Genomic DNA, 14,717 nt, shown 5'->3' with positions numbered 1-14,717 from the left:
CCCCAGGCCACCCCATGACGCGGGTGGCGCTGGGTGTCAGCTACAACGGACAGACCTACAGCGGCTGGCAAAGCCAGCTGTCTGGCAATACGGTTCAAGACAAACTCGAAGCGGCCCTGGGCCGCTTTGCCACGCACCCTGTCAGCACCTTGTGCGCGGGTCGCACGGACGCAGGGGTGCACGGACTGATGCAGGTGGTGCACTTCGACACGCCACTCCAACGCCCGCCCTCGTCGTGGGTCCGTGGTACCAACACCTTTCTTCCTGCCGATATCGCCGTGCAATGGGCGCAGCCCGTGCCGCATGATTTTCACGCCCGTGCCAGCGCCGTAGCGCGGCGCTACGCATACGTGCTGCTGCAATCGCCCGTGCGTCCCAGTGTGGATGCAGGCCGTGTGGGCTGGGTTTACCACACGCTGGACCACGATGCGATGCGGCAAGCTGCAGACCAGTTGCTGGGGGAACATGACTTCACTTCATTCCGCGCGTCGGCGTGCCAGGCGAAATCCCCCATCAAGACCCTGCAGCGCATCGATATTGTCCGCCGTGGCCTGAACGCGCCCCACCCGGAGCTGGGCTGGAGCCCCTGCTACTGGCGTTTCGAATTCGAGGCCAACGCCTTCCTGCACCACATGATCCGCAACATCATGGGCTGCCTGATTGCCATTGGCCAAGGCAACCAGCCCCCTGGGTGGATCACCGAAGTGCTCGCCGCCAAGTCACGCGACGCCGCGGCGCCGACGTTTTCACCGGATGGGCTGTACTTTCAAGGGCCAATCTATGACGCCAGCTGGGGACTGCCCGAACGCACGGCTGCGTATGATTGGTTGCCATGAATGCTGATAAGTACACCCCCACGCTCCCCGCTTCGCGTGGTTCGCTGCCCCCCGAGGGGGCCCAACCCGCCTTGGGGCGGCCCGGCGGCGGGTTGAACGCCCCCTCGCTCCCCGCTTCGCGCACCCGCATCAAAATCTGCGGCCTGACCCGCGAGCAGGACGTGGATGCCGCCGTGGCGGCAGGTGCGGATGCGGTCGGATTTGTGCTCTACGCCCCCAGCCCCCGCGCAGTGACACCCGAACGCGCTGCACAACTGGCCAGGCGCCTGCCGGCTTTTGTCACCCCGGTTTTGCTGTTCGTGAACGAATCCGCTCCCAATGTGATAGCTGCCAGCGCTTTGATAGCGGGCGCTACCATCCAATTTCACGGTGATGAATCCCCACAGGATTGCCTGGACGCCACCCACCAGGGCGCGCGGCCCTACCTGCGAGCGGCACGAATTCCCCTGGGCGACGGTGCAGCCAGCTTCGACCTCGTAAAATACGCCCACGATTACTCTCACGCCCAAGCCATCCTGCTCGACGCCCATGTCGAGGGTTTTGGCGGCAGCGGCAAGGCATTCAATTGGTCACTCCTTCCACCAAGCGTCAGCTCTCACCTCGTTTTGTCTGGTGGACTCACGCCTGCAAACGTGACCGATGGCATTTTGCAAGTCCGTCCGCGTTGCCACACGCTGGCGGTTGATGTCAGTTCCGGCGTCGAGGCCGATGGGCCCGATGGAAAGCCCATCAAGGGCATCAAGGACGCCATGAAGATCCAACGCTTCGTTGCCGCCGTGCGTGCGGCCGATGCACAACTTGCAAAGAACCCCCATGAATTCCTATCAGCAACCTGATCCCTCGGGCCACTTCGGCCCTTACGGCGGCAGTTTCGTCAGCGAAACCCTGACCCACGCCATCCAGGAACTGCGTGAGGCCTACGCCCGCTACCAGCACGAACCCGCATTTCTGGCCGAGTTCCACTACGAACTCAAGCACTTCGTGGGCCGACCCTCTCCGGTCTACCACGCAGCCCGCACCAGCCGTGAAATGGGTGGCGCGCAGGTCTACCTCAAGCGCGAGGACCTGAACCACACCGGCGCCCACAAGATCAACAACGTGATCGGCCAGGCCATGCTCGCCAAGCGCATGGGCAAGCCCCGCGTGATCGCCGAAACCGGCGCTGGCCAGCACGGCGTGGCAACGGCCACCATTTGCGCACGCTATGGGCTCGAATGCGTGGTGTACATGGGTGCTGAAGACGTGAAGCGCCAAAGCCCCAACGTGTACCGCATGAAGCTGCTGGGTGCCACGGTGGTACCCGTGGAATCTGGCAGCAAGACGCTGAAAGACGCGCTCAACGAAGCCATGCGCGACTGGGTGGCCAATGTGGACAACACCTTCTACATCATCGGCACGGTGGCAGGCCCGCACCCCTACCCGATGATGGTGCGCGACTTCCAGAGCGTGATCGGCAAGGAATGCATCGAGCAGATGCCCGCGATGCTGGCTGAACAAAAGGTGATCGGCGGCCAGCCCGATGCCGTGATCGCCTGCGTAGGCGGCGGCAGCAACGCCATGGGCATCTTCCACCCCTACATTCCGTTTGAAAAGACGCGCCTCATTGGCGTGGAGGCGGCGGGCGAGGGGCTGGAGTCGGGCAAACACTCGGCGTCACTGCAAAAGGGCAGCGCGGGCGTCTTGCATGGCAACCGTACCTTTATCCTGCAGGATGACAACGGCCAGATCACCGAAACCCACAGCATCAGCGCGGGGCTGGACTACCCCGGCGTGGGCCCGGAGCACGCCTGGTTGCAGGAAATCGGGCGTGCCGAGTACGTCGGCATCACCGACAAGGAGGCGCTGGAGGCCTTCCACTACCTGTGCCGCACCGAAGGCATCATCCCCGCACTCGAATCCAGCCACGCAGTGGCCTACGCCATGAAGCTGGCCAAAACCATGCGCGCAGACCAGTCGATCCTGGTCAACCTGTCGGGCCGGGGTGACAAGGACATTGGCACCGTGGCCGACCTCAGTGGTGCCGACTTTTACTGTCGCCCCAGTTGCCAGGGGCAGTCCGTCAAGGGCGCTGAGCAACCCGTCAAGGTGGTCAAATGAGCCGCATCGAAGCAACTTTCTCCGCCCTCAAGGCCCAGGGCCGCAAGGCGCTGATTCCCTATGTGACCGCTGGTTTCCCGTTTGCCGACATCACCCCCGCCCTCATGCACGGCATGGTGGAGGCCGGTGCCGACGTGATCGAGTTGGGCGTGCCCTTTTCCGACCCCATGGCCGACGGCCCCGTCATCCAGAAAGCGGGCGAAAAGGCCCTCAGCCTGGGCATTGGCATGGTGCAGGTGCTGGACCAGGTGCGCGAATTCCGCAAGCGCAACAGCACCACGCCGGTGGTGCTGATGGGCTATGCCAACCCCGTGGAACGCTACGACCAGAAGCACGGCGCAGGCGCCTTTGTGCGCGACGCCGCAGCCGCGGGCGTGGACGGCGTGCTCATCGTGGACTACCCCCCCGAGGAGTGCGAAGCCTTCGCCGCCAGTTTGCGGGAGCACGGCATGGACCTGATCTTCCTGCTGGCCCCCACCAGCACGGACGAGCGCATGGCCCAGGTGGCCCGCGTGGCCAGCGGCTATGTGTACTACGTGTCGCTCAAGGGCGTGACCGGCTCGGGCGCGTTGGATACGGCTGCCGTGGAGCAGATGCTGCCCCGCATCCGCCAGCATGTGCAGATCCCCGTGGGCGTGGGCTTTGGCATCCGTGACGCCGCCACCGCCCAGGCGATTGGCAAGGTGGCCGATGCCGTGGTCATCGGCAGCCGCATCATCCAGCTGATTGAAGACCAGGAGCACGCCAAGGTGGTCCCCCTGACGGTGGACTTCCTTCGCGGGGTGCGCAAGGCACTCGACGCATAATGCTGCCCGGCGCGCACCTTGTGGTGCGCGCCCTCATTTCACTCCAGGCCTGCGCCCAGGACGTCTACCGGCTCCGCTTGCAGGTCTTGCCACTGAAGAGGAAAACACCATGTCCTGGCTCGAAAAACTCCTGCCCTCCAAGATCCAGCAAACCGACCCTACCGAGCGCCGCCAGGTGCCCGAAGGCCTGTGGATCAAGTGCCCGAGCTGCGAAACGGTGCTCTACAAGGCCGATCTGGAACACAACCAGAATGTGTGCCCCCACTGCAGCCACCACCACCGGATTGGCGCGCGCGCACGGCTGAATGCCTTTCTGGACGCTGAAGGCCGCTACGAAATCGGCCAGGAAGTGCTGCCCGTGGATGCCCTCAAGTTCAAGGACAGCCGCAAGTACCCCGAACGCCTGAAAGAAGCCCTGGAAAACACGGGCGAGACCGATGCCCTCATCGTCATCGGTGGCGCGGTCAAGAGCATCAACGTGGTTGCCGCCTGTTTTGAATTCGACTTCATGGGCGGCTCCATGGGATCGGTGGTCGGCGAGCGTTTTGTGCGCGGCGTGGAAACCGCCATCGAGCAGAAAGTGCCCTTCATCTGCTTTACCGCCACCGGCGGTGCGCGCATGCAGGAAGGCCTGCTGTCGTTGATGCAGATGGCCAAGACCAATGCAGCGCTGACCCGCCTGGCCAAGAAGGGCCTGCCGTACATCAGCGTGCTGACCGACCCGACCATGGGCGGCGTGAGCGCCGGCTTTGCCTTCGTGGGCGACATCGTGATTGCCGAGCCCAAGGCCCTGATCGGCTTTGCCGGCCCGCGCGTGATCGAATCCACCGTGCGCGTGACGCTGCCAGAAGGCTTCCAGCGCGCCGAGTTCCTGCAGACCAAGGGCGCCGTGGACTTCATCTGCGACCGCCGCGAGCTACGCAACACCGTGGCCAGCAGCCTGGCCATGCTGCAGCGTTTGCCAGCTGACGCAGTGATGTAACGCAACCAGGTGGTGGCATGCGCAAAACCTCTTGCAGAGGTGATGCGCCGCTTCAGCACCTCCAAATAGCTACACTATTGATAGCTATTAGCGCTTGATAGATAAGCGCCAGACGTCAATTTGGCTGACATTTTCAGTGTCAGAAACCATTTGTTGTGCAACGCACGCAGCCAAGGAGACTGGCGCTGCCCCCGCCAGAGACGGCAAGCAAGGGCCGCCCCGCAGCGAAGCCGTCGTCCCCCTGGGGGGATGGCGCCGAAGGCGACTCAGGGGGGGGCACCTCCAGCGGGGCTACCTCATGACGCTGGCCTGCAAATGGCCCAGCACAATCATCGCCACCTGCAGCAAGACCAATGCCGCCAGCGGCGACAGGTCGATGCCGCCCACCAGCGGGATGACGCGGCGAAACGGCCGCAGGATGGGCTCGCACAGCCGGGCTATCACATCCGAGAGCGGGGACCGCGCCTGCACCCACGACATCACGGCATAGACAATCAACAAGCCAATCAGCCCCGACACTGCCACACGCGCCAGCCCAAACAATGCCAGCCACGGCAGCCAGGCCCATGCCGAAGCAGCGCCCAACAACAGGGTCAGCAAAAAGTATTGCGCCAGCTGCAGCAGCACGGCCGCCACCAGGCTCGACACATCCCAACGCCCCACCGGCGGGATCACACGGCGCAGCGGCATGATGAGCCAGTCCGTCAGTGCAAAAACCAGACCGCCGACAGGGTTGGAAAATGGTACCCGCTGCCATTGCATATACAGGCGCAGCAGGCACGCCCCCGTGAGCAGGCCACCAACAACGTCAAGCAGGAAAGAGGCGATCTGGTAGAGCATGGATGAGACAAAAATAAGGGGCCGCTGCGAAAGCAGGCTGCGCCATGGGATGATAGCGAGCCAAGGTATTCCCCCATTCATGACACAACCCCTCACCCTGTCATCCTTGCCCCTTTTCCCTCTGGGGTCCGTGCTGTTCCCGGGCGGCCTGCTGGCCCTGCGCGTGTTCGAAGTGCGCTACCTGGACATGGTGCGCAAGTGCCACCAGGCGGGTGCACCCTTTGGCGTGGTCGCCCTCACGCAGGGCCGCGAAGTGCGCCAGGCAGGCGCCCCCGAAGAGCAGTTCAATGATGTGGGCACCCTGGCCGTCATCGAGCAGATCGACACCCCGCAGCCTGGCCTGATCACCCTGCTGTGCCGTGGCAGCCAGCGCTTTCGCATCACCCAGCGCAGCCACCTGCCCCATGGCCTGTGGATTGCCGATGTGGGGCACATCGACCAGGATCTGACGGTGCCGATCCCCGAAGACCTGAGAAAGGCGTCGACAGCGCTCGCCCAGGTGCTGCACACCCTGAAGCAGCGAGACCCCGACACTCCGACCGCGATTGTCCCCACGGCAGCCCAGCTGGACGACTGCGGATGGGTGGCCAACCGCTGGTGCGAGCTTTTGCCGGTGCCCCTGGAACTCAAGCAGCGCCTGATGGAGCTGGACAACCCGCTGGTGCGGCTGGAACTGGTGGGCGATGTCCTTGAGCGGACCGGGATTGCGCCCACGCAATGAGCCGCCGAATCACTGCTGCCCCACCCTTCCCCCCCAGCCCATGCTGAACCGCATCCTGGGCTGGTCACGCGCAGCCAAACGCCTCGTGGTGGTGGCCATGGACATCTGCCTGGGCCTGATCGCCATGTGGCTCGCCTTCACACTGAGGCTGGAAACACCCCACTGGCCCTCAGGCATGCAGTGGCTCGCGTATGCATTGGCCCCCGCCCTCGCCTTTCCCATTTTTGCCAAGCTGGGGCTGTACCGCGCCATCTTCCGCTATACGGGGATCACCGCACTCATCACCACCGGCAAGGCCGTGGCCATCTATGGAACCCTTCTACTGGGCTGCCTGCTGGCGGCCCAATGGGAGGGCGTACCCCGCAGCGTCGGCATTCTGCAGCCCCTGCTGTTCATGCTGCTGGTGGGGGCCAGCCGCGCACTGGGGTGGCTGGCGCTGGCAGGGCGCAGCAGCCATGCGTCTTACCGCCTGCTGATCTACGGCGCCGGCAGCGCGGGCGCCCAGACGGCGGCGGGGCTGGGCAGCATGCACCAGTACTTGCTCCAGGGTTTTGTGGACGACGACGCCAGCAAGATCGGGCGCAGCATCAATGGCGTGCGCGTGCACTCCCCCCAGGCGCTGCCCGAGGTCGTGCGCCGCCTGGACATCACGGATGTGCTGCTGGCGCTGCCCAGCACCACGCGCGAGCGCCGGCGGCAGATCATCGAAAGCCTGCGTGAATTGCCCGTGCGGATACGCACGCTGCCCGGCCTGTCCGACCTGGCCAGCGGGCGGGTCACGGTCACGGACTTCCAGGACCTCGAAATCGAAGACCTGCTGGGCCGGGAGCCGGTGGCCCCGGACCCCGGACTGCTGGGGCGCAATCTGGCGGGCACCGTGGTCCTGGTTACCGGAGCGGGCGGCAGCATTGGCAGCGAGCTGTGCCGTCAGATCGTGCGCGAAGGGCCGCGCCAATTGCTGCTCGTGGACCACAGCGAATATGCGCTGTACTCCATCCACCATGAGTTGGCGGCGCTGGCAGACCAAGACGAGCACGCATGTGCGCTGGTGCCACTGCTCGCCAGCGTCACCCACAGGGAGCGCATGGCAGACATCTGCCGGCAATACCGGCCCACCTCCATCTACCATGCGGCGGCCTACAAGCACGTGCCCATGGTGGAGGCCAATGCGGGCGAAGGCATTTTGAACAACGTCTTTGGCACCCTGCACATGGTGCAGGTGGCGCTGGAGTGCGGCGCCAGCCATTTCGTGCTGATTTCCACCGACAAGGCCGTGCGCCCGACCAACATCATGGGCGCCACCAAGCGTGTGGCGGAAATGGTGTTGCAAGCCATTGCAGCGTCGCAGCGCCCTCCTTTCGCCCCCCTTGCCGAAAGCCCGCCCGCCTGGACCTGCCCCACCCGCCTGTCCATGGTGCGCTTTGGCAATGTACTGGGCTCCAGCGGCAGCGTGATACCGCTGTTTCGCAAGCAGATTGCAGCCGGTGGCCCCATTACGGTGACGCACCCGGATGTCACGCGCTATTTCATGACCATTGCCGAAGCCGCCCAGCTGGTACTGCAGGCAGGGGCGATGGCCGAGGGCGGCGACGTGTTCCTGCTGGACATGGGCGAGCCACTGCAGATTCTGGACCTTGCAGAGCGCATGGTGGCCCTGTCGGGATTGACCGTGCGCGACGATCGGCACCCTGAAGGAGACATCGAAATCGTTTTCACAGGGCTGCGGCCGGGTGAAAAGCTTTTCGAAGAACTGCTGATTGGGGACAACCCCTTCCCCACAGACCACCCCCGCATCCTGCGAGCACGTGAAGAATATCGCCCGTGGGATGAACTGCAGGCCTTGCTCCAGGCGTTGCAGCAGGCGGCCCATGCGGGCGACCCCACCGCCATGACCGCCCTGTTGCGGCAGCTGGTGCCTGGCTACCACCCCGAAACGCAACCCGTGCTGCCATGAAGTCGGGACTTTTGCGGGCAACGCTGACCCTGCTCACGGGAAGCGTTGCAGCCCACGCCATCCCGCTGGTGCTGGGCCCGGCGCTCACACGCCTCTACAGCCCTGAAGCCTTCGGACAGTTTGCACTGCTGTGGGCGCTGGCCACCAACCTGGCGGTGGTGGGCTGCGCCCGTTATGAATTCGCACTGCCCCTGGAAAACACGGAGCTGCGCGCCGCCCAGCTCATGGCGTTGTGCGCACGCATTTTGCTCGCTGTGACCGCTGCATCCGCCGCAGCCGGGGCCGTGCTCCTGCTGTGGCAAGGCATGCCGATGGCCTGGGCGCTGCCATTGGCGGTGTTCGCAGGCGGCGCTGTGCAATGGCTCACGCTGTGGGCAACGCGGTCGCAGCGCTTTGGACTGCTGTCGGCGGCCAGGCTGCTGCAGCAAGGCGGCGGCGCCATCCTGCAACTGCTGTTCGGATTCATGAAGGCCGGCCCGCTGGGCCTGGTGCTGGGAGCCACGGTGGCCAGCCTGGGTGCGGCATGGATGCTGGCCAGGCCTGCACCGGTGGGAGGCTGGATGGGTTTGTGGCGCGAGCCGTTGGCCACACTCCGGTCCATGGCCCACCAGCACCGGGACTTTCCGTTGCTCAACACACCCCACGCTTTCATAGGGGCGCTGCAGGACACCCTGACCCTGGTGCTGGTGGCGGCATGGACAGGGGATGCCGCAGCGGGATTCTGGGCGCTGGCGCTGCGCTACCTCAAGGCACCAGCAACCCTCGTCGGCGGTGCCCTGTCGCAAACCCTGTACCCTCGTCTCCTCCAGGCCGGTGGCCCTGACGAGGCGCGTAAGCTGGTGCGCCGGGCCATGCTGGGGCTCGCTGCCCTGGCGTGCCCGCTGGTGATAGTCCTGCTCACATGGGGCCCGGACATCTTTACCCTGGCCTTTGGAGCCCAGTGGGCAGGAACTGGGGAGCTGGCCCGAGCCATCGCGCCGTACATCGCCGTGCATTTCATGGCATCGCCCCTTGCGGTGGTCACCATGGCCTGGGGTGCACAGGCCTGGGCGCTGCGCCTGGCATTGATTGGACAATGCCTGTTTTTTGCGGGCCTGCTGCTGGGCCTCCATCTGGGCGGGCTGACCGGCGCCGGATGGGGCGTGTCAGCGAGCATGCTGGCCTACTTTGCCTACTATTTCTGGGCGCTGGCAAACTGGAAGGATATTCCCCATGAGAGCCGTGCTTAACCGCTGGCGCCGCCGCCTCTGGCAAGCGCTGTTCTACCGCATGGTGTTCGGGGAAAGCGACCACCTGGGCCGCAACCTGCCCCACACCCGCATTGCCCCCAGCACCTGCATCGAAGGCGCCGAGGGGCTGCGGCTTTCCGACCACGTCTTTATTGGGCAATTCAACTTCATCGACGCCACGGCGGGCCTGCAGATTGGGCAAGGGGTTCAGATCACCAACTTTGTCAGCATCGTGACGCACAGCTCCCACCGCGCCATTCGCCTCCTGGGCAACGACTACGCAGTCCACGAAGGCCCCAAGCCTGGCTACATCAGCGCACCCGTGGAGATCGGTGCCTACACGTTCATCGGCCCCCACAGCCTGATCGAAGCGGGTACACGCATCGGCAAGGGAGTGGTGGTGTGCGCCTATGCGCAGGTGCGCGGTGAGGTGCCCGACTTCGCCATCGTGGCCGGGGCCCCGGCGCGCCAGATTGGCGACGTGCGCGAACAGGACGAGCGCCTGCTGTTGCAGCATCCAGAACTGCGCCCCCACTATGAATCCTGGACACGGGCAAGCTGACATGGCCACACACCTGTGCCTGCTGGGCGATGCCACCAGCCCCCATGTCCAGCGATGGGCGCGGGAGATGCTCCAGCGCGGCTACCGCGTTTCGCTGATCTCAGCCCGCCCCGCGTCCATCGATGGCGTCACCGTGCGGGCCATCCGGCCTGTGCACCGCTCGCTCGACTGGCTGTTCCGTGTCCGGGAAACCAGGCGCCACGTGGCCGAACTGGCCCCGGACCTCCTCCACGCCCACTACATCACTTCCTATGGCTATCTGGCCGCACGGGGCGGCAAATATCCGCGGGTGATGACTGCATGGGGCAGCGACCTGCTGGTCACCCCCGGCAAAAGCGCGTGGATGCGCTGGCTGACTGGCTGGATACTGCGCCGGGCCGACCTCATCACTGGCGACTCTGCCAGCCTCATGAGCGCCGTGGCGGATTTCCGCCCGCAATGCCCTGCCGAGGAAATTCACTGGGGTGTGGAACTGCAGCGCTTTCGACCCGCTCCCTGGAAGCTCAAGCGAGGCAGCCAACTGGTGAGCCTGCGCGCCTGGGAACCCAACTACAACATCGACACCATCATCGACGCGTTCGCCCTTCTACAGGCGCGGTTGCCTTCGGCCGACCTGCGCTTGCACCTGCTCGGAGGAGGCAGCATGGAAAGCGCCCTGCGCAGTCAGGTGCACAAGGCGCAGCTGGAAAACAAGGTGCAGTTCCACGGCCGACTCGATGACGCCGGCATGGCCCGGGTACTGGGCGAAAGCAAGATATCTGTGTCGGTACCCAGCAGCGATGCAACATCGGTCGCCATGCTGGAGAGCATGGCGTGTAGCCTCGCGGTGGTGGCGAGTGACCTGCAGGCCAACCGGCACTGGATCGACCCGCAGTGGCTGGTTGCAGCCGGAGATGCCGCAGTGCTCGCCGCCCGGCTGGAAGCTCTCATCGGCAACGACGCCCTGGCGGAACAAACTGGGCTGCAAAATGCCGCCCGCATCGCCCGGGACGGAGACCGCGCGGTACAAATGAACCGCATGCACGCGCTATACCAGCAACTGCTCCGCACACCTTGAAACCCATGCCCCAAGGCCTTGAATTGGACAACCTGATCAGCGTGATCGTGCCGTGCCGCAACGAGCGCCAGCACATCGACGCTTTCTGCGACTCCGCCCTGCGCCAAGAACTGCCCGCAGGCTGGCGCATGGAAGTGCTGATTGCAGACGGTGAAAGCGATGACGGCACCCGCGAGCACCTTCTGCAGCGCTGTGCTGCAGACCACCGGCTCGTCCTGGTGGACAACCCCGGCCGCATTGTCTCCACCGGGCTCAACGCCTGCATTGCCCGCGCGCGGGGCGGCACCATTGCCCGCATGGACGTGCACAGCCAGTTTGCCCCCGACTACCTTGCGCAGTGCATCCAGGCGCTCGAACGCACCCGCGCCGACAACGTGGGTGGCCCCTGGGTCGCCCAAGGAACCGGCCCCACCGGGGCCGCCATCGCCGCCGCCTTCCAGTGCCGCTGGGTGGTGGGCGGCGCGCGGTCGCGCGATATGCAATACGAAGGCGAGGTGGATACCGTCTACCTGGGATGCTGGCCCCGCAGCGTGTTTGACCGGTTCGGGCTGTTTGACGAAGCCTTGGTGCGCAATCAGGACGACGAGCACAACCTGCGCATGCGCCTGGGGGGTGCTCGCATCTGGCAGAGCCGGCGCATCCATTCCACCTACCACCCGCGCAATTCGCTCCGGCACCTGTTCGCGCAACAGCGGCAATACGGTTACTGGCGGCCTTTTGTGATGCGCAAACACGGGCAACCAAGCTCCGTGCGGCAGCTGGTACCTGCAGCTTTTGTGGCTGCCGCAGTGGCCAGCGCCGCCGTCTTGCCCTGGTCTGCCTGGCCGCTGGCCGCACTGGGCATCGCCTATACGGGGTATCTTCTGGCGGCATCGGTGGCGGCAGCCCGATCGGCCCACAACCGGGGGCTGCTGCCCCGCCTCCCGGCGACGATTGCAGCGTTTCACGTGGGCTACGGCCTGGGCACCTGGCGCGGGCTGTGGGACATTGCACGCTCGCGCGCACCTTCGTCCGACTTTGCACGCATCACGCGATGACCGACAACGAACCCCAGGCCGTCAAGGCCCGCTACGCGAGGCGCGATGCTGCGGTCGACGAAGCGCGCTACAGCCTGTATGCCAATGCGGCGGCGCTGCAGGCGCAGCAAGAGCGCCTGCGTGCCCTGGCACGCATCTGGCAGGCCCACGGCTGGAGCAGCCTGGCCTACCGTCCGATGCTGGAAGTTGGTTGTGGAAGCGCGGGCAATCTGCACGACCTGGTGCGGCTAGGCGCCACGCCCGCTTGCCTGACGGGCCTGGAGCTTCTTCCCGAACGTGCCGCCGCAGCGCGCGCCTCGCTGCCAGCAGGTGTGCCTATTGTCGAAGGTGATGCCGCCTTGGCCCCGGTGCAACCGGCCAGCCAGGATGCCGTGCTGGCGTTCACGCTCTTCAGCTCCTTGCTCGACGAAGACTACCGCCGCCATCTGGCCCACGTGATCTGGCAATGGGTTGCGCCCGGCGGCGGCGTACTGGTCTACGATTTTGTCGTCAACAATCCTGCCAACAGCGATGTGCAGGGCATTCCACTGCGCGAACTGAGCATCCTGTTTCCAGAGGCACAGATACACTCCCGCCGCGTTACTTTGGCACCTCCGCTGGCGCGGCGCCTGCCCGCGCCAGCGATTGCGCCAGCGTCCGCACTGCTCTGGTTTTTGCGCACCCACCGCATTACCTGGGCTGTGAAGCCGCACTGAGCGCGGCCTCGCTCTGGCCCTTTTAGCACGCACCACAATGCCCATGAACTCCGCCACCGACCTGCCCTTTCTCCCGTTCGCCCGCCCCGACATTGGGCCGGCAGAAATCGATGCCGTCAGCGCGGCTATGCGCTCGGGGTGGGTCACGACCGGGCCCAAGACCAAGGAGTTCGAGCAGGCATTCACCGCCTTCCTGGGCGGCGGTGGTCTGCAGAGCATCGCCGTCAACTCTGCCACGGCGGGCCTGCACCTTGCGCTGGAAGCACTCGGCATTGGTCCCGGCGACGAAGTGATCGCGCCCACACTGACCTTCACCGCCACCGTGGAAGTGGTGCGCTACCTGGGCGCCGACCCGGTGCTGGTGGATGTGGACCCGGTGACCCTCAATATCGACCCGGCCAAGGTGCGCGCGGCCATCACGCCCCGCACAAAAGCCATCATGCCCGTGCACTACGGGGGCCTGGCCTGCGACATGGACGCCATCCTGGCCATCGCCAAGGAACACCAGCTCAAGGTGGTGGAAGACGCAGCCCATGCCTTGCCCACCACCTGGCGCAGCACCCTGGTGGGGCAACTGCAGTCCGATGTCACGGTGTTCAGCTTCTACGCCAACAAGACCATCACCACCGGAGAAGGCGGCATGGCCGTCACGCACGACCCGGCGCTTGCGCAGCGCATGCGCACCATGCGGCTGCACGGCATGAGCCGCGATGCATTTGACCGCTTCACCTCCAAAACGCCGGCCTGGTACTACGAGGTGGTGGCACCCGGTTTCAAATACAACATGACGGACGTTGCCGCCGCCATGGGGGTGGAGCAACTGGCACGGCTGCCGCAGTTCGTACAGCGGCGCCAAGACCTGGCAACCCGCTACCGCGAACAGCTGGCGCCCCTCCCCCTGACCTTGCCAGCCACTGCGCCACCAGGCGACACCCATGCGTGGCACCTCTATGTGATCCGGCTGCGGGCGGACGCGCCGCTGGTGCGTGACGAGGTCATCCAGGCGCTGTCGGACCGGGGCATTGGCACCAGCGTGCACTATGTGCCGCTGCACCGGCACCCGTACTGGCGCGACCGGTACCAATTGACACCGGCCATGTTCCCTCAGGCCGACGCAGCCTACCAAGCCATGATCAGCATCCCCTTGTTCACCGCCATGAGTGACAGCGACCAGGAGCGCGTGATTGCTGCGCTGCACGAGGTGCTGGGCTGACATGCCCAAGCGGCTGTTCGACCTGTGTTTTGCCGCCCTCGGGCTGCTGCTGCTCGCGCCCGTGCTGCTGGCCGTGGCACTGTGGGTGGTGTGGGATTCTCCGGGCCCAGCACTCTTTCGCCAACAGCGTGTGGGCCGCGCAGGCAGGTTGTTCCGCATCTACAAGTTCCGCACCATGCACCCGCGCGCCGAAGCCTCGGGCCCGGCGATTACCGTAGGAGCCGATGCCCGCATTACCCGGGCGGGCCACTGGCTGCGGCGCACCAAGGCCGATGAGCTGCCGCAGCTTTTCAACGTGCTTCTTGGCCATATGAGCCTTGTCGGCCCCCGGCCTGAGGTGCCGCACTATGTCGCGCTCTACCCGGAATCCGTGCGGGAACTGGTGCTCAGCGTCCGACCCGGCATCACGGACCGCGCCTCCATCGAATTCCGCGACGAAAGCACCTTGTTGGGCCACAGCAGCGATCCAGAGCGCACTTATGTGGAACAGATCCTGCCCATCAAGCTCCGCTACGCCGCCGAGTACGCCCGCTCGCACACGCTTTCGAGCGATCTGAAGATCCTCGCAGGGACAGCATCCGCGCTGTGGAGCGACCGCCCGTCCAAGGGCTAAGAACCTGTCAGCAACACATAGCCGATAAAATGAGGGGTTTGGCTGAACCCAGCCCCCAAATTTCACGCCCCCGCA

General features: G+C 65.2%; 15 protein-coding genes. 14 read left to right on the top strand and 1 reads right to left on the bottom strand.

What is annotated here, in order from left to right:
* Positions 1-14: 14 nt before the first annotated feature.
* From truA to accD, 5 genes are all read left to right on the top strand, one after another.
* Complete coding sequence (gene truA / locus ARADN35_RS0115675) at positions 15-836, top strand: tRNA pseudouridine(38-40) synthase TruA (protein WP_010463796.1); 822 nt, start codon at positions 15-17, stop codon at positions 834-836.
* A complete protein-coding gene (locus tag ARADN35_RS0115670; protein WP_010463792.1) occupies positions 833-1,672 on the top strand; it encodes a phosphoribosylanthranilate isomerase in 840 nt (279 codons plus the stop codon). Before truA ends, ARADN35_RS0115670 begins: the two co-directional genes overlap by 4 nt.
* Positions 1,650-2,933 carry a tryptophan synthase subunit beta gene (gene trpB, locus ARADN35_RS0115665; RefSeq protein ID WP_010463791.1) on the top strand — a complete coding sequence of 428 codons (1,284 nt, stop codon included), beginning with the start codon at positions 1,650-1,652 and terminating at the stop codon, positions 2,931-2,933. The genes ARADN35_RS0115670 and trpB overlap by 23 nt, the downstream gene beginning before the upstream one ends.
* Positions 2,930-3,739 carry a tryptophan synthase subunit alpha gene (gene trpA, locus ARADN35_RS0115660; RefSeq protein ID WP_010463789.1) on the top strand — a complete coding sequence of 270 codons (810 nt, stop codon included), beginning with the start codon at positions 2,930-2,932 and terminating at the stop codon, positions 3,737-3,739. Before trpB ends, trpA begins: the two co-directional genes overlap by 4 nt.
* Positions 3,740-3,848: 109 nt before the next feature.
* Positions 3,849-4,721 (top strand): acetyl-CoA carboxylase, carboxyltransferase subunit beta, encoded by an 873-nt coding sequence (accD, locus tag ARADN35_RS0115655; protein WP_010463787.1) that lies wholly within the window; start codon positions 3,849-3,851, stop codon positions 4,719-4,721.
* Positions 4,722-5,012: 291 nt separating this feature from the next.
* Here accD and ARADN35_RS0115650 read toward each other — a convergent pair whose 3' ends face one another.
* Positions 5,013-5,561 carry a YggT family protein gene (locus tag ARADN35_RS0115650; RefSeq protein ID WP_010463785.1) on the bottom strand — a complete coding sequence of 183 codons (549 nt, stop codon included), beginning with the start codon at positions 5,559-5,561 and terminating at the stop codon, positions 5,013-5,015.
* A 79-nt stretch (positions 5,562-5,640) separates the two neighbouring features.
* Between ARADN35_RS0115650 and ARADN35_RS0115645 the strand changes: the two genes are divergently transcribed.
* From ARADN35_RS0115645 to ARADN35_RS0115605, 9 genes are read left to right on the top strand one after another with little or no spacing between them, the layout of a single operon-like run.
* A complete protein-coding gene (locus ARADN35_RS0115645; protein WP_010463783.1) occupies positions 5,641-6,282 on the top strand; it encodes an LON peptidase substrate-binding domain-containing protein in 642 nt (213 codons plus the stop codon).
* Positions 6,283-6,322: 40 nt separating this feature from the next.
* The gene (locus ARADN35_RS0115640; protein WP_010463781.1) at positions 6,323-8,236 is read left to right on the top strand and encodes a polysaccharide biosynthesis protein; all 1,914 of its coding nucleotides are present in this window, start codon (positions 6,323-6,325) and stop codon (positions 8,234-8,236) included.
* Positions 8,233-9,465, top strand: coding sequence for a lipopolysaccharide biosynthesis protein (locus tag ARADN35_RS0115635; RefSeq protein ID WP_029414067.1), 1,233 nt, complete (start codon positions 8,233-8,235; stop codon positions 9,463-9,465). The genes ARADN35_RS0115640 and ARADN35_RS0115635 overlap by 4 nt, the downstream gene beginning before the upstream one ends.
* Complete coding sequence (locus ARADN35_RS0115630; protein WP_010463776.1) at positions 9,449-10,027, top strand: acyltransferase; 579 nt, start codon at positions 9,449-9,451, stop codon at positions 10,025-10,027. The genes ARADN35_RS0115635 and ARADN35_RS0115630 overlap by 17 nt, the downstream gene beginning before the upstream one ends.
* Positions 10,002-11,084, top strand: a complete 1,083-nt coding sequence (locus ARADN35_RS0115625; RefSeq protein ID WP_244265915.1) for a glycosyltransferase — start codon at positions 10,002-10,004, stop codon at positions 11,082-11,084. The genes ARADN35_RS0115630 and ARADN35_RS0115625 overlap by 26 nt, the downstream gene beginning before the upstream one ends.
* A 5-nt stretch (positions 11,085-11,089) precedes the next feature.
* The gene (locus ARADN35_RS0115620; RefSeq protein WP_010463772.1) at positions 11,090-12,121 is read left to right on the top strand and encodes a glycosyltransferase family 2 protein; all 1,032 of its coding nucleotides are present in this window, start codon (positions 11,090-11,092) and stop codon (positions 12,119-12,121) included.
* Positions 12,118-12,816, top strand: coding sequence for a class I SAM-dependent methyltransferase (locus tag ARADN35_RS0115615; protein ID WP_010463770.1), 699 nt, complete (start codon positions 12,118-12,120; stop codon positions 12,814-12,816). Before ARADN35_RS0115620 ends, ARADN35_RS0115615 begins: the two co-directional genes overlap by 4 nt.
* Positions 12,817-12,853: 37 nt before the next feature.
* A complete protein-coding gene (locus tag ARADN35_RS0115610; RefSeq protein ID WP_010463767.1) occupies positions 12,854-14,029 on the top strand; it encodes a DegT/DnrJ/EryC1/StrS family aminotransferase in 1,176 nt (391 codons plus the stop codon).
* Between the two features lies 1 nt (position 14,030).
* Positions 14,031-14,642: a sugar transferase gene (locus tag ARADN35_RS0115605; protein ID WP_010463765.1), complete on the top strand. Its 612-nt coding sequence runs from the start codon at positions 14,031-14,033 to the stop codon at positions 14,640-14,642.
* The last annotated feature ends 75 nt before the right edge of the window (positions 14,643-14,717 follow it).

This window comes from Acidovorax radicis N35 (assembly GCF_000204195.1).
GTDB lineage: Bacteria > Pseudomonadota > Gammaproteobacteria > Burkholderiales > Burkholderiaceae_C > Acidovorax > Acidovorax radicis.
Note: the sequence above shows the minus strand (reverse complement) of the source record. Positions and strands in the feature narration are given on the sequence as shown.

What these genes read in the sequence shown, in the direction of transcription:
- ARADN35_RS0115640 (WP_010463781.1), top strand. Translation starts at nt 6,323, where the DNA reads ATGCTGAACCGCATCCTGGGCTGGTCACGCGCAGCCAAACGCCTCGTG.
- truA (WP_010463796.1), top strand. Translation starts at nt 15, where the DNA reads ATGACGCGGGTGGCGCTGGGTGTCAGCTACAACGGACAGACCTACAGC.
- ARADN35_RS0115615 (WP_010463770.1), top strand. Translation starts at nt 12,118, where the DNA reads ATGACCGACAACGAACCCCAGGCCGTCAAGGCCCGCTACGCGAGGCGC.
- trpB (WP_010463791.1), top strand. Translation starts at nt 1,650, where the DNA reads ATGAATTCCTATCAGCAACCTGATCCCTCGGGCCACTTCGGCCCTTAC.
- ARADN35_RS0115670 (WP_010463792.1), top strand. Translation starts at nt 833, where the DNA reads ATGAATGCTGATAAGTACACCCCCACGCTCCCCGCTTCGCGTGGTTCG.
- ARADN35_RS0115650 (WP_010463785.1), bottom strand. Translation starts at nt 5,561, where the DNA reads ATGCTCTACCAGATCGCCTCTTTCCTGCTTGACGTTGTTGGTGGCCTG.
- ARADN35_RS0115630 (WP_010463776.1), top strand. Translation starts at nt 9,449, where the DNA reads ATGAGAGCCGTGCTTAACCGCTGGCGCCGCCGCCTCTGGCAAGCGCTG.
- ARADN35_RS0115610 (WP_010463767.1), top strand. Translation starts at nt 12,854, where the DNA reads ATGCCCATGAACTCCGCCACCGACCTGCCCTTTCTCCCGTTCGCCCGC.
- ARADN35_RS0115645 (WP_010463783.1), top strand. Translation starts at nt 5,641, where the DNA reads ATGACACAACCCCTCACCCTGTCATCCTTGCCCCTTTTCCCTCTGGGG.
- trpA (WP_010463789.1), top strand. Translation starts at nt 2,930, where the DNA reads ATGAGCCGCATCGAAGCAACTTTCTCCGCCCTCAAGGCCCAGGGCCGC.
- accD (WP_010463787.1), top strand. Translation starts at nt 3,849, where the DNA reads ATGTCCTGGCTCGAAAAACTCCTGCCCTCCAAGATCCAGCAAACCGAC.
- ARADN35_RS0115620 (WP_010463772.1), top strand. Translation starts at nt 11,090, where the DNA reads ATGCCCCAAGGCCTTGAATTGGACAACCTGATCAGCGTGATCGTGCCG.
- ARADN35_RS0115605 (WP_010463765.1), top strand. Translation starts at nt 14,031, where the DNA reads ATGCCCAAGCGGCTGTTCGACCTGTGTTTTGCCGCCCTCGGGCTGCTG.
- ARADN35_RS0115625 (WP_244265915.1), top strand. Translation starts at nt 10,002, where the DNA reads ATGAATCCTGGACACGGGCAAGCTGACATGGCCACACACCTGTGCCTG.
- ARADN35_RS0115635 (WP_029414067.1), top strand. Translation starts at nt 8,233, where the DNA reads ATGAAGTCGGGACTTTTGCGGGCAACGCTGACCCTGCTCACGGGAAGC.